A 13,156-nucleotide genomic window follows, 5' to 3' on the forward strand; every position below is an offset into this window, starting at 1 on the left:
CACCGTAGATCAACAGGGGCGCGGCCAGCGGCTCGATCACCACCACGAGCCCCGTCAACCCTCGCCGACCAGCACAAACAGGATGCAACTAGCCCCCTGAAGTTGCGCGGATCTTCGGCTTCGAGAGGTGTTGGGGTGGCGGCGGGGAGGCTCAGCTCAGGGCACGCCAGAGCAGGTACAGGCCGATCGTCGTGCCGAACACCACGATCAGCGTCTTGAGCAGCACCGGCGGCAGCCGGAGCACCAGCCGGGCACCCGCGTACCCCCCGACCAGCGTGGCCGGCGCGACCACCGCGACGGCCGTCCAGTTCACCGGGCCGAAAACGGCGAACACCACGAGCGTGGTCAACCCCACAAGCGCGGAGAGCAGATTCTTGATCGCGCTGACCCGCGCCAGGGTCGCGTCCAGCACCAGGGCCAACCCGGCGACAAGCATCACCCCGAGGGCCGCCCCGAAGTACCCGCCGTACACCGCCCCCAGCGCGACCATCGTCTGCACCGCGACCGTCCGCTGGCGTGGGGACAGATCCCGGGGGTGACCGACCAGCCGGCGCAGCGGGTCCTGGAAGGCCAGGACCGCGGTCGCGCCGAGGACCAGGAATGGTACGACCAGCTCGAACGCGCGGGCCGGGGTGGCCAACAGCAGCAGCGCGCCGAGGATCGTGCCGACGATCGTGGTGGGCAGCAGCGTGGCCAGGGCGCGGGGGCGCGGCAGGTCCATCCGGCTGCCCGCCACGCTGGCCAGGTAACCGGGGAACACCGCGATGGAGTTGCTGACATTCGCCGCGACCGGGGGCAACCCGACCGCGATCATCGCCGGAAAGGTGATCAGCGAACCACCGCCGGCCACCGCGTTGACCGTGCCAGCAGCGAGTCCGGCAGCGAGCAGCAGCGCGGCGTGGGGGAGATCCATAGCCCCACGAGGCTAGCGGCTGCCCGACAGCGAGGATCCGCCGGACCGCCGCCCTTGAGCAGCGCGATCTTGTGCAGGCGGGGCGGCAATACCGGCAGAGCATCCGTCGTTAGGATGAGAGCGCGACGGACGAGTCGACCGGGCGGTCGCGTCGGCGGGCTTAGGCCCGCCGCCGAGGAACGTCCGGACTCCACAGGGCAGGGTGGTTGTTAACGGCAACCCGGGGCGACCCGCGGGACAGTGCCACAGAAAACAGACCGCCGACCCCATCGGGGACGGTAAGGGTGAAACGGTGGGGTAAGAGCCCACCAGCACCCCGGGTGACCGGGGTGGCTCGGTAAACCCCACCCGGAGCAAGGTCAAGCAAGGGCCGTCACCGGAAGATGACGACCCGGCGCAGACGCTTGAGGGCTGCCCGCCCGATGTCTGCGGGTAGGCCGCTGGAGCCTGCCGGCAACGGCAGGCCGAGATGGATGGCCGCCGCCGGCGCAAACCTTTCGGGGTACGCGCCGCGCACAGAATCCGGCGTACAGGTCGACTCGTCCGTCGCCCACCAGCTCGGAGACCTGATCGGTGCTCTGAGCTGGCTCTATGTTCGGGTGTCGATGGTCGTTCATGGTCAACATTGGGCGGCGTTTGACGCCCTGACGACGCCCTGACGCCCTGGAGACGCCCTGAGCGTCGGCACAGTTGACCTCTTGTCGGGTCGGGCTTGCTGTGCCGCCGTGGTCCGTCTCCTGCCAACGCCCGACCGTTCCGGCTGGGGCCGGCGGCTGTGGGGAGGGTCGGGCACGTCCTGTGGTGGAGTGCCGCGACCCGGTGATCCGGTGGCAAGCCAGTCCCGGGGTTGGACTGGCGCGGCAGATGGAAGCCTCGACGCACGACCAGGCCGACCCCGCTGGCTTCCGTAGCGGTCTTGGTGGTCCCATTCATGGATGAGGTGGGATGAGAGCGTGCCGGAGCTGCTGGAGCACCTGGGGGAGATGGGTCTGGTCGGGCTGGTCAAGATTGACGGCGAGCGGGAGCGTAAGCCCTGGACCGTGATGATCTCGGGTCAGCGGCTCGATGGTGCGGCGATAAGGGTCGACGGCCACAGCCTCGATTACTGCCTGCGGCATGTGGTCGCCGCGCTTCACGAGCGCTTCCCAGACGAACTCGCGCTGAGCTGAGATCCGACTGTGGGGCGGTGTCCCGGCGGCTGTCGGTGGCTCACCGCCCGGGCGCCGTAGGCGGCCGGGGCGGCCTGCCGCCGGCCGGGCTTGCCGCCCCGCACCGCGCGGAGCGCGGTGCCTTGATATAGGAAAAGAACTATTCGGCAGCAACGCCTGCTAATGCCCGGCAAGGGGCGCGGGGCGGGCGAAAGACTCGTGTCGGATATCCGACGCGGAATCAAGCGGCGTCGCCCTGCGGACCATACCTCCCTGCGGACTTACCCGTCACCATATAAGGATGAGCCGATTCCCTTACCGAGTGATGGCAGTAACAGGGGTAGCCGCGCTTGGGATTGCAGCCACAATCTTCCTGCGAAACGAAGGGCTGGAGCGCGCTAGTTGGTGGGCGGGAGTCGTTGGGGCTTTAGTAACGGCCGTCACAGCCGCTCATCAGATTAGCAATCGCAATCCATCGACTACTGAAGAGGTTGACGAAAAGCCGGCAGGAAGCTATGGGCATTCGGTTAGCAATTCCTCGATTGGTGGCGACAATATTCAGATGGGTGACCGGGTCAGCAATATCCAGATCGGACGAGACGGAGGTCGGTCCGCTAATGAGTGACGAGCACCTCGTATCGCGGTCACATATTGGGCGCGACAACATACAGATCGGCTCGAACGTACACAACGTCGCAATTTTCGCGACGCCGTTACTTTTCCGTATCGAGGAATTCTGTGCGCAGCCACAGCCTCTCGCTCCTTCTCCGTACTTGGCGCCGAGTGCTCTCCTTGACGTAAGCCACGCAGCTATTCCGTTTCGAGGTCGAGCGGCGGAGCTGCGCGTCTTGAAAAAGTGGCTGGACGAGGATTCCCCTAATTCCATCCACTCCATCTATGGGCCAGGGGGGCAAGGAAAATCCCGGCTTGCCCACAAAATCGCCACTATCGCACAAGGGGAAGGGTGGCTAGTTGAACAAGCGATCGAGGCATCTGACCCCACGGTTCAAGTGAGCACTGCGTCTACAACTGCAACGTCTTCGACCCTTTTTATGGTGGATTATGCAGATCGTTGGCGTCTTTCAACTCTTGTCGGTGCGATCCTCGACGCGAGAAAAAGGGCAGGGTCGCAGAAGCTTCGAGTATTGCTCATCGGACGCAGTGTTGAGTATTTGTGGGCCGACCTAGTGGCGGAACTGGGGCGTACGGGCATCTCTTTAGAAGAGCCGCTGCTCCTGGTGGGCCTTGATTCCTCAGTGGAAGCGCGATCGCATGCTTACAAAGAGGTTGCATTGCACTTTGCTGCCGCGCTTGGGGTGTCGATCGATAAGGTGGATTTAGATCGTGACGTATCAGGCGACGAGTACACTTCGCCGCTGACGCTACAAATGGCAGCGCTTGCAGCCATATGTTCTTCCCGTGACGGCGAGGAAGCTCCGGCGGCGGCGGTAGATCTATCCCGATTTTTGTTGGAGCATGAGCGACGTTACTGGATTCGAATGCTTAATAGCTCGTCAGTCGAGGGACAAGCACGTTCAGTGAACCTGGTGGATTTCGAGCAAATTGTTTCGGTGGCGACGCTAATCGGACCAATGCCGCTGAAGCCGGCCCAGCAAGTTCTAAGAGGGCTCGAAGCGTTTTCGGCTCCTGGCCTCTGTGAGGATTTGGTGAGACTGCACGAAAAGGTATATCCGCAGATCGTGCTCGGCACGACTGGGTTGCAGCAACAATACAGCCGACAGATCTTAAATCCACTTCACCCGGATCGGCTAGGCGAGGACTATATAGGGCAAAACTTGGCCAAGAATGCGGCCTATCGCACGGCGAGTAGTCTGTTGTCCGGCCACGTTAGCGAGGATGCTATCCGGCAGGCGCTCCATGTGCTTGCCGCATCGAGCGAGCGGCACGATAGTTCAGCTCAGATGCTGGTTGAAGCATTCGAGGAACAGCCAACTCTCGTCCGCAATTCAACCGCTCTCATTCTAAATCGGCTTACTCAGATCTCTTGTCGTTCGCTTCTTCTGCGTGTAGCCTCGCACGTCCCATCCTTCGACCTTGATCTAAACCGGGCTGCGTATGAGCTTGCTGTTAATTTGGCTGATAATGCGCCCAGCGGCACATCTCCTAGCGAACTAGGGCTTCTTTACGCTGATGCTGGTACGAGGGCAGCGAACGTTGGCGAAAGATCTGCCGCATTACGATACGCAGAGACGGCTGTAAAGCACTTCAGGAAACTTGTAGGTCGGGGTCGTGCTGAGCAACTGGCTCCTGCTTATCATGCTTTGAGCCTTCGACTATCGGAAACGGGAGATCAAAAGACGGCGCTCGAATTTGCCCAGAAGTCAGTAGGAATTTATCAAAAGGACTTGCGCGGTCAACCAGCTTTTATGGCAGCACATGCGACCGCGCTCGCGAATCTGTCCGTTCGGCTAGTTCGACTTGGCAGAACACGCGCAGCGCTGAGGCCGATTGAAGAGTCAGTCGCATTTTATCGAAGACTTTCAGCTATTGATGATGAAGCGATGGAGGATCATCTGGCCTCGTCGCTCGGCTCGATGGCGAAGTTGCTGTTGTCCTCGGGTCGCTATAATGAAAGCGTAGAGGCATCGTCTGAGTCGCTGAGGATTCGAGAGCGGCTAGTTGACCGATCGCCCAAGAAATACCTACCGGACTACGCGCGGTCTCTAACCAATCATGCCGCGATTTTATATGAAAGCGAAGAATCCAACCCGATCGGGCCGGCGCTCGAAGCGGTAAGAATTTTTCAAGATTTGTCTGAGTTGGAGCCTGAAGCGTACCTTCCGCGCCTCGCGGACGCCCTCAATAACGCGTCCGCTTGCTATTTAAAGCTAGGGGAGGAGGCCGAGGCAGCCAAGTTCTCAAAAAAGGCGGTAGAGATTCTTCGGCGGCTGGACCGGGGCGAGCCTGGAGTACATTCTCGAAATCTCGCACTTGCATTAGCAAACCACGGGATGCAGAGTAGCGGTATTGGGGATGAGTCCGCAGCGTTAAGTTGCACACGAGAATCCGTGAGGAGTCTCCATAGGCTGCGTTCAGAGGAGCCTGACGGATACTCCGAGGATTTTGCCAAAGCTCTGCTCTTTTTCGCGATGGTCCGCGTGGAGCATGAGTTTGAGTTGGACGAGGCTGGTGGTGCAGCCGCGGAGTCAATGGGAATCTTGATGGAACTGTCAGGGCGGTATCCTGAGCGATACTCCCTCGACCTGCATCGGTCGATAGAGACGGCGGCAGCAGCATACGAGAAGTGCGGTGCCGAGGACCTCGCCCGACAGGCGAGACGTTTGCTGCGAGCGCTTCATGGCGAATCCGATGAGAGGGCAACGCCAGCGGTTAATTCGGAGAAAGAAATTGCGCGTCGCCGAGCAGCACTAGATATTCTCCAGAGAAGGGCGGGCTCGGCAGCGAGGCGGGGCGTCCACGTGCCGATTGGCCCAGAGGGACCTGTTCTCCCTGAAGGGTCAACCAACCCTGCTGAAGTCAGGAGAATCGCAGGCGAAACTTCTGCCGAAGCCGCTTTCCTGTTTACCGACGACCATGCTCTCGGTGCATATGACTGGGCGATAGAGAGAGACCGTGACACTGGTGGCTTGCGAATTGGAGATGGCGATCTGGACGCCAGATTTCCGGTAGTAGCCTTTGAGTTTGAGAAGATGGTCATGATGACCAATAGAGTTGACGGCAGCTCGTACGAGCTCCAAGTCGAAGGAATCCACCGGAGTGGCTTCATTCGGCTTTGGACGGGTGTGCAAGTAGTACCCGAGATGCCTGGCTGGGCTGTGGGCCGCACGGCTTCGGGCACTAGTCTGCTAGACCGGAAGGGGGGACTGTGGGCCTCGGCTTCGTTGCAACCCGCTTCGATCTGGCGCGCCGCCGCTGAGAAGGAAGGGAGGGTGCTGGTGCTGTACGGAGTCAGGCTAGGAGTCCGCAAACCATACCGAATCTCCGACCAGCAGTTTAGCTCGTCTGTCAGGGCAAAAGAGCTGAGGGAGGCCCGCGCGTTGGGGCTTGTCGGGGCAGGACTGGTTCGTTGGGAACCTCGCTAGGGTTTTAGGTCAGTCAGCGTCGATCGGCATGCCCGCATCGGGATCCGGCGGCTGCGATCTCGCGTCAATTAATCGCACCGCGTCATTGATCAACCATGAGGTCTGCGATTTTTTGGGCAACGTTCGCAGCCGCCGCCGAAGCAGTCAAGGCGGCAGGGCCAGCTTGAGGTCCGTCTGGGCGGAGAAGGCGCCGGCCGGTTGCTTGGTGATCTACCGGCCGACCGGTGCGGCATGGTCCTGGGCGACGCCGTCGCGCTCGATTCGTGGGCCGGCCCGTCCGTGGAGCCAGGTACTGACTACGACAACTTTCGCCGGTTGGCTGCCGACCATCCGCTGCACGTCGGATCGGTCGAGGTTGCCGGCTGCCCCGTCCTCGGCATCGGCTGGAACGAGGGCGACCGCTCGATGCGGCATCGGGGAGAGCGGGCAGCGGGTCACGTCTACCCGGTCACGATCACCAGTGACCACTCGTCCGGGGCCGTTCTGCGCTGGGATGTTGACCCCGCCAAGGTTCGACCTGAGACAGTCTGAGGGCGGCGTGGTCCTCTCTGACGCCCTGGCGACGCCTGAGCGTGCACCTGGCGGGCGAAGTACCTGCTCAGGGCATTTTCCACTTTCATAGGCCGGCGGACATGTCGACCCATCCGTCGCCCACCAGTTCAGCCGCCCTAATCCAGGCCGCCAGGTTTTATGGGTGGCGTGCTCCGGAAGCTGGGTGTGGACTTGGGGGATGTCTTCGTATCTGGATTTCTTCGCTGACTTCGCGGTCAGCGGCATGGTCCTTGGCGTCGGTCTGGGCTCCCGTCCGGACGACTGGCCGGGCGTGCTGGGGTCCGATTTCGATGAGGGGTCGGGGAACGATCGCCATCTGGTGCGGCAGTTCGGGTTCGTCGACGCCAACTTCCATGACGGATCGGGCGAGTGGGTCTGTGATTGCATTCTCGTCCACCTGTGGAAGTTGCCTCGGTTCGACGACATGGTCCCTGAGGCGATCGGCAGCCGGTACGGGAGCTTCCCGCCCCGGGTGCCGTTCGAGGAGGTGGCCGACCGGCTCGTCAGCGCGGGCGTGGAGATCTATCACGTCAGGCGGGTGCATATGGCCTCCCTCGAAGAGTATTGGATACCGGATTCCAAGGTCATGTTCTCGTTGATCTCCGAATACCAGCTGGAAGACTTCCCCGCGCTGCGGCTCGGGGACATCTCTGCGGTGTCCACCACCACCGGCGTCGACCTTCGGTCGGAGCAGCTGACCCGGTACCACTGATGGGGCCACACGTCGTCTGCTCCTGAGCCGCGGGCTGGCCCGTGCCGCTGCTGTGGCACGCTTCGGTGATGATCGAGCTCGCGGACATCGAGGCGGCCGCCGACCGGATCGCCGGTCATGTGGTCCACACGCCCACCGTGCCCAGCCCCGGCCTGTCCGAGCTGCTCGGCGTGCCCGTCACCGCCAAGCTGGAGTTGCTGCAACGTACCGGGTCGTTCAAGGCGCGTGGCGCGGCGGCGAAGCTGCTCGTCCTGGACGACGCCGAGCGGGCGGCGGGCGTGGTGGCGGTCAGTGGCGGCAACCACGGCATCGCGGTCGCGGTGATGGCCGGCGCCCTGGGCGTGGCGGCGACCGTGGTGATGCCCCGGACGGCGCCGGCGCGTGCCGTCGAGGTGGCCCGCGCGGCCGGTGCCGACGTCCATCTGACCGACGGCATGGCCGCCGCGTTCGCGCTCATGTCCCGGCTGCGGGAGGACGGCCTGACCCTGCTGCACCCGTTCGACGACCCGGTGGTGCTAGCCGGGCAGGGCACGGTCGGGTTGGAGTTCGCCGACGACGCCGGTGAGTTGACCGACGTGCTGGTCAGCATCGGCGGCGGGGCGCTGATCTCCGGGGTGGCCGCGGCGCTGCGGGCACGCCGGCCGGGGGTACGGGTCTGGGGCGTGGAGACCGAGGGCGCGCAGGCGATGTCGCAGGCCCTGGCCAAGGGTGGGCCGGTCGAGGTGCCGCTGTCGTCGATCGTCACGACGCTCAGCGCGCCGACCGTCTCGCAGCTCACCTACGACCACGTGACCGCCCTGGTCAGCGACGTGCTCGTGGTCTCCGACGCCGAGGCGGTGCGGGGGACGGTGGAGTTGGCCGAGCATGCGAAGGTCTGGGCCGAGCCGGCCGCCGGGTGCCTGCTGCCGGCCGCCCGCCGGGTACGGGAGCGGGTGGGTGACGATGCCCGGTTGGGTCTCGTGCTCTGTGGCGGCAACTCCACGGTCGCCGACGTGGCGTCGTGGACGGCACGCCTGGGGGCCTGAGCGCCCTCGGGTGATCCCTACGGCGTGGCCTCGTGACCCGGCATCCCGTGGGTACGCCGCCGCTCCTTCATCTCCGCTTCGTAGATGTGCCGCCGTCCGCCGGCCAGCTTCTCCCGCGCATCCCGCTCGATTTCCTGGAACGTGGCGTAGTAGCCGTCGTCGAACTCCTCCACGATCTGGAAGGTCCAGCGGCCGGGCAGGAGGTTCCGGCCCAGTAGCTCTTTCTCCACGCGGTTGGCGACGTCGTCGTGTCCCGCGTCGCGGAGCAGGTTCACCACCCGATCGAGGGTGAGGTCGGCCCCGCCCACGAGCTGGTGCGCCGAATACAGGTGGCCGCGTACGCGGTGGATCGTCTCCAGCGCCTTGCTGAGTTCACCCAGCGCTTCGACTGTGGTGTCGTCCAGCCCTGGTGGGCGGGAGTGCTGTTCGTCGGTCGAATCCTCGCTATTCACGACATTCCCCTACCCACTGGGGATCCTGCTACTCGTAGCAAGGCACGCGGTGGCAGCATGGCCTCGGTGACCGCTGCTACCGACTGGCATGACTGGCACCTGCCCTACGACGACGAGAGGTCGCCGTTGTCGCGGAGGCTTCGGCTCGTGCAGCAGCACGTCAACGACTGGCTTGACCAACGGTCGGACGCCTCGCTCCGGGTCGTCAGCGTGTGCGCGGGGCAGGGGCGTGACCTCATCGGCACCCTCGCGTCCCGGTCGGACGCTGATCGGGTACGCGCGGAGCTGATCGAGTACGACCCTCGCAACGTGGCCGCCGCCCGGGTGGGCGTCGCCGCCGCCAAGCTGAGCGGGTTCACCGTCACCGAAGCCGATGCGGGTGACTTCGCCGCGTACCGGACGGCCGTACCCGCCGACCTGGTCGTTCTCGCCGGGGTGTTGGGCAACATCAGCGACGAGGACGTGCGGGCAACTGTCGACGCCCTGCCTCGGTTGTGCGCATCCGACGCCACAGTGATCTGGACCAGGACCCGCCGCGATCCCGATCTCACCCCGGCGATCCGCGGCCGGTTCGCCGCCGCCGGCTTCGCCGAGGAGGCCTTTCACGCGCCGTCCGACGTGCTGTTCTCCGTCGGCGTTCATCGGTTCCAGGGACAACCGCGGCAGGCACCACCGAGCGGCAGAATCTTCACCTTTGTCGGGTGAGGGAGCGGATCTCCTCGAGGACGACTCGGCCGCCCACCTCGACGGTGTCGTCCGGGCCGGGTCGGGTCAGGATCTGCGACCCCTTGCCCTGCCTGATGTCCAGTGCGCGGCGCAGTTCGGCGGTGAGCACGATCGCGGACGCTCCGGTGGCCTCGTCTTCGATGATGCCGTCGCCCCGGCGGGGAAACCCCCTGGTACGCACCCGACCGGCGGTGCGGTCCTGCCACGCCCACGCGTACAGCCATCCCGCACCGGGCGGCGGAGCCGGCAGCCCGTCGACCACCTCGGCCGAGGCGTACTGCTGCATGAGCCTGTCGGGCGCCCACTGCGCGCGGCCCTTGATCCAGGTGAACTCGCCGTCCTGCCAGGTTGGCACCGGACCCGCCGGCGGGTGCAGGACTGCCGGGCCGGCGTGGAGCCGACTCAGCAACCAGGACGTGCCCACCAGGGGATGCCCGGCAAACGGCAGCCGCACGCTCGGCGTGTGGATGTCGACGACGCCGCTCCCGGCGTCATCGACGAAGACGGTCTCGCTGAACCCCAACCGCGCGGCCACGGTCTGACGGTCCTGCCCAGGAGCCACGGCAGGGCCGTCGAGAACGACGCCGAGCGGGTTCCCGTACCGACCGTCGGGACCGCAGAACACCCGGAGTACGTGGAGAGCTGGCACAAGCGATGTTATCCACGGGCGGACACCGGTGCGTGGGAGGACCCGCTACCGAGGCGCGGCACGCGGCATGATGCGCCGTTCCCCGGTGTCGGCCATCGAGTGCAACATGCCGGCGGCGAGCGGGATGAGCCGGGCAAGGCCGGGTTGGTTGTTGCGCCGGGCCAGTTCGGGGCCGAGCCTGGTCATCAGCCGGGTCAGCGCCGGCAGAGGGCGAATGAAGAGCGTGATCTCGGTGATCAGGCCGTCGGCGGCCAGGCGGAGGCGTTGCGCTTCGTGCAGGCGCCGGTCGCCGATCCGGGCTTCGTAGAACAGCGCCACGGTACGGCCCTCGGCGACCTGGTCGGTGTAGGTGATGCCCTCGATCGTGGCCAGGGCCACCTCAAGCAGGTCGCGTACCTGTTGGCGCCCGTGGAAGGCGAACTGCTCGGTGATCGGCGAGACCAGTGTGACGTCCGGGCTGAGAGCGGCGACCGCCGCCGCGGCGTCACCTGCCTCGCCGGCGGCACGCCATGCGGCGACTGCGTGGTACGGCTGATTCACCGGTACTCCTTCCTGGTCGGCGTCGTCGATGACGGCGGGAGGCTCATCTGTGGAGTGCCCCGATGCGGAGCCGGTTGCCGTCCGGGTCGATTACCTCGAACTCACGTCCCCAGTCCTTCTGTCCGACGGCTCCCACGCCGCAGGCAGCCGCCGCCGCATCGATGTCGTCGACGTACAGGTACATCAGGGTGTCTGGCCGCGCATCCCCGGTGTGCTCCGACAGATGGATCTCCACACCGCCGCGGGCGATGCTCACGTAGAGCGGTAGGTCAGGGGCGAACCGGTGCTCCCACTGCTGCACGAAACCGAGGCGGGAGTACCACATCGCGGCGGCGTTGGCGTCCGTGGTGCGGAGGACAGGCGCAAGGCGTTCGGTCATCCAGGCAGTCTGGCACCGAGGTGCGACGAGAGGGCGCCGGTTACCGCCGCTCGGCGACCTGAGCGACGAACGCCCGCCAAGCCGTCGCACCGAAGGTCAGTGCCGGGCCAGCAGGGTCCTTGCTGTCCCGAACGCCGATGACGCCGGGCAGGTTGTCGGCGATCTCGACGCAGTTGCCCCCGGACGATCCGCTGCGCCGGGACTTGCGCCAGGTGGCGTTAGTGAGGTCCATGATCGCTGTGCACTTCCTTCATCAGCTCGTTGGACTGTCGGCGCGGGAGCGCTTCGTTCCGCACGTTCTCCCACCTCGTCTGAAGAGTATGTAGCCCATCTTCGCTGTCGACCACGATCCCGCCCAGCTGATTTTCGAGGTGCCCGACCCAGGTTCCGTCGTTGGCCCGCGCGAGCGCGAACGGTCCGGACAACCCGATGTGGAGGCCGGCTCCCGCAGGGATCACGTGCACGTGAACGTGCGGCAGTTCAGCGACGGTAATGAGGTGCGCGACCTGCTCCGCCATGATGCCGGCGTGCTCGTCGCCTGCGCGACGAAGCGTGGATTCATCCAGCACGGCTACCACCTGCGGCGGCGTGTCACCGGTCAGGATCTTGTGTCGGCTCATGCGAGCGCTTACCTGCTGGTCTACCTCGGTGGCTGACATGAGGTCGTTGAGGCGCATCACCACGCGGGCGTAGTTCTCGGTCTGGAGTAGCCCCGGGATCAGTAGTGGCTCGAAGAGGCGAAGTTGTCGCGCGCCGCGCTCGGCGTCCAGCCATGGCAGGAACCACGACGGTGCGCCGAGTTTCACCACCAATCGTCCAAAAAGCCCGCCGTTACTGAAGGCGCGGTCCGCTCCCCGGATGAAGTCGATCGTCAGCGCCCGGGTGCCGCTCTCCACGGCGCTGACATGCGATGCGCTGAAGCCCGCTGCCCGGCCGAACGCCTCTTGCGTCATTCCGGACGCTCCACGGGCGCGGCGGATCTCACTCACGATGAAGTCCGCGAGGGGACTTGGCACATCAGCCATGCAACGCTCCTCAGATCGGAGATCCGCTTCCGGAGATTCCCCACCGGTCGGGCGTGTTCTGCCAGGTCAGCCCAGACGCCGGGCGTACCTATCGAGCGTAGTCGTCTCCACAGCAGAGTGTCACCAGGCGGCGCGGCCGTAAGGACAAGAGTCCTGGCGGTCGCGTTCGTCGCGGGGCCGCTCCCGGGGGGCGAGCACTCACGGGATCGGCCCCTTCCCAACGACACCAGGGGAGACCGGTGCCCGACAACATGCCCGAGAAGAGCAAGCCCCCGAACCCGGACGCGCCAGACGTCCCCTACGGCCCGTGGCCGCCCTCGTTGGTCAGTCCCCATGGCCGGCGTTCGGGCGTCAACCGCGCTGTGGCGTACCCCTGGGGGTCGCGGTGATGGGGACGATGAAGGCCGGCGATGTGGTCCTCCTGACCACGGCGGCGAGCGTGCAGTTCCTGCGCCCGATCTTCGTGCGCGTGATCCGTGAGCTGCCCGAGCGGCACACGTACGACGGTTGGGTGTGGATCGAGGGGTACGAGCTGAACGCCGCCGGTGACGCGGTGGTGCGGCGAGAGTTGTACGTGCTGCGTGCGGGCGTACGGTTCCAGGCCCAGCCTGCCGCACCGACCAAGCCCACCAGGCGCCGGCCCGTCCGCCGGGGTTCGGTGCGGGTCCGATGACCGCCCGCCCTCGCCCACACCTGCCGATGCGCCCGGCGTGGCTGTGCCGAAACTGTGCCGCGCCCTGGCCGTGTGGCCGGGCTCAACTGGATCTCGCGGCCGAGTTCTACGGTCATTCGATCGCCCTGGCGTTCTACCTGGCGGCGTCGATGCACGAGGCGATCGACGACGTACACGGTCTGGGTCTGCGTCCGAACCTGCCGGCGATGCACGCCCGGTTCCTCGGGTGGTTGTCCCTGGCCCGACGGCCTCGCCGGTCCGGTCGAGCCTGAGGTCCCGCGCTTCGGGCTTGCATCTG

Annotated in this window: 15 protein-coding genes and 1 other RNA gene; 9 read left to right on the top strand and 7 right to left on the bottom strand. The window is 65.3% G+C overall.

From position 1 onward, the window contains the following. Positions 1-151: 151 nt before the first annotated feature. Complete coding sequence (locus AB0C25_RS16790; protein ID WP_357373998.1) at positions 152-913, bottom strand: sulfite exporter TauE/SafE family protein; 762 nt, start codon at positions 911-913, stop codon at positions 152-154. Positions 914-1,043: 130 nt separating this feature from the next. Between AB0C25_RS16790 and rnpB the strand changes: the two genes are divergently transcribed. The 6 genes from rnpB (at position 1,044) to AB0C25_RS16820 (ending at position 8,414) form a co-directional block, all read left to right on the top strand. Continuing rightward, positions 1,044-1,459, top strand: an RNA gene (gene rnpB, locus AB0C25_RS16795) — RNase P RNA component class A. A gap of 407 nt (positions 1,460-1,866) precedes the next feature. After that, entirely contained in the window at positions 1,867-2,082 is a 216-nt protein-coding gene (locus AB0C25_RS16800; RefSeq protein ID WP_357374000.1) for a hypothetical protein, read from the top strand. A gap of 596 nt (positions 2,083-2,678) precedes the next feature. Further along, positions 2,679-6,125, top strand: a complete 3,447-nt coding sequence (locus tag AB0C25_RS16805) for a tetratricopeptide repeat protein (RefSeq protein WP_357374002.1) — start codon at positions 2,679-2,681, stop codon at positions 6,123-6,125. A gap of 231 nt (positions 6,126-6,356) precedes the next feature. Then, entirely contained in the window at positions 6,357-6,656 is a 300-nt protein-coding gene (locus AB0C25_RS16810) for a hypothetical protein (RefSeq protein ID WP_357374004.1), read from the top strand. 199 nt (positions 6,657-6,855) lie between these two features. Next, positions 6,856-7,389, top strand: a complete 534-nt coding sequence (locus tag AB0C25_RS16815; protein WP_357374006.1) for a hypothetical protein — start codon at positions 6,856-6,858, stop codon at positions 7,387-7,389. 68 nt (positions 7,390-7,457) lie between these two features. Next, complete coding sequence (locus tag AB0C25_RS16820; RefSeq protein WP_357374008.1) at positions 7,458-8,414, top strand: threonine/serine dehydratase; 957 nt, start codon at positions 7,458-7,460, stop codon at positions 8,412-8,414. 17 nt (positions 8,415-8,431) lie between these two features. Here the strand turns inward: AB0C25_RS16820 and AB0C25_RS16825 are convergent, their stop codons facing one another. Then, the gene (locus AB0C25_RS16825; protein ID WP_357374010.1) at positions 8,432-8,866 is read right to left on the bottom strand and encodes a hypothetical protein; all 435 of its coding nucleotides are present in this window, start codon (positions 8,864-8,866) and stop codon (positions 8,432-8,434) included. A gap of 66 nt (positions 8,867-8,932) precedes the next feature. Here AB0C25_RS16825 and AB0C25_RS16830 point away from each other — a divergent pair, with 66 nt between their 5' ends. Further along, complete coding sequence (locus tag AB0C25_RS16830; protein WP_357374012.1) at positions 8,933-9,571, top strand: class I SAM-dependent methyltransferase family protein; 639 nt, start codon at positions 8,933-8,935, stop codon at positions 9,569-9,571. On the opposite strand, the gene AB0C25_RS16835 is transcribed toward AB0C25_RS16830, so the two are convergent. Genes AB0C25_RS16835 through AB0C25_RS16855 form a run of 5 tightly spaced genes read right to left on the bottom strand, consistent with a single transcriptional unit; the run spans position 9,555 to position 12,185 of the window. Continuing rightward, the gene (locus AB0C25_RS16835) at positions 9,555-10,241 is read right to left on the bottom strand and encodes a PhzF family phenazine biosynthesis protein (RefSeq protein WP_357374014.1); all 687 of its coding nucleotides are present in this window, start codon (positions 10,239-10,241) and stop codon (positions 9,555-9,557) included. The genes AB0C25_RS16830 and AB0C25_RS16835 overlap by 17 nt on opposite strands. 45 nt (positions 10,242-10,286) lie before the next feature. Further along, on the bottom strand, positions 10,287-10,781 hold the full coding sequence (locus tag AB0C25_RS16840) for a nuclear transport factor 2 family protein (RefSeq protein ID WP_357374016.1): 495 nt from the start codon (positions 10,779-10,781) through the stop codon (positions 10,287-10,289). Between the two features lie 43 nt (positions 10,782-10,824). Further along, entirely contained in the window at positions 10,825-11,160 is a 336-nt protein-coding gene (locus tag AB0C25_RS16845) for a glyoxalase superfamily protein (RefSeq protein ID WP_357374019.1), read from the bottom strand. A gap of 40 nt (positions 11,161-11,200) precedes the next feature. After that, positions 11,201-11,392: a DUF397 domain-containing protein gene (locus AB0C25_RS16850; protein WP_357374021.1), complete on the bottom strand. Its 192-nt coding sequence runs from the start codon at positions 11,390-11,392 to the stop codon at positions 11,201-11,203. Further along, positions 11,379-12,185 carry a helix-turn-helix transcriptional regulator gene (locus tag AB0C25_RS16855; protein WP_357374023.1) on the bottom strand — a complete coding sequence of 269 codons (807 nt, stop codon included), beginning with the start codon at positions 12,183-12,185 and terminating at the stop codon, positions 11,379-11,381. The genes AB0C25_RS16850 and AB0C25_RS16855 overlap by 14 nt, the downstream gene beginning before the upstream one ends. Before the next feature lie 388 nt (positions 12,186-12,573). On the opposite strand from AB0C25_RS16855, the gene AB0C25_RS16860 reads away from it, so the two are divergent. After that, complete coding sequence (locus AB0C25_RS16860; protein ID WP_357374025.1) at positions 12,574-12,858, top strand: hypothetical protein; 285 nt, start codon at positions 12,574-12,576, stop codon at positions 12,856-12,858. Next, positions 12,855-13,130 carry a hypothetical protein gene (locus tag AB0C25_RS16865; RefSeq protein WP_357244958.1) on the top strand — a complete coding sequence of 92 codons (276 nt, stop codon included), beginning with the start codon at positions 12,855-12,857 and terminating at the stop codon, positions 13,128-13,130. Before AB0C25_RS16860 ends, AB0C25_RS16865 begins: the two co-directional genes overlap by 4 nt. The last annotated feature ends 26 nt before the right edge of the window (positions 13,131-13,156 follow it).

The sequence above is a fragment of the Micromonospora sp. NPDC048839 genome (assembly GCF_040649915.1).
GTDB lineage: Bacteria > Actinomycetota > Actinomycetes > Mycobacteriales > Micromonosporaceae > Micromonospora.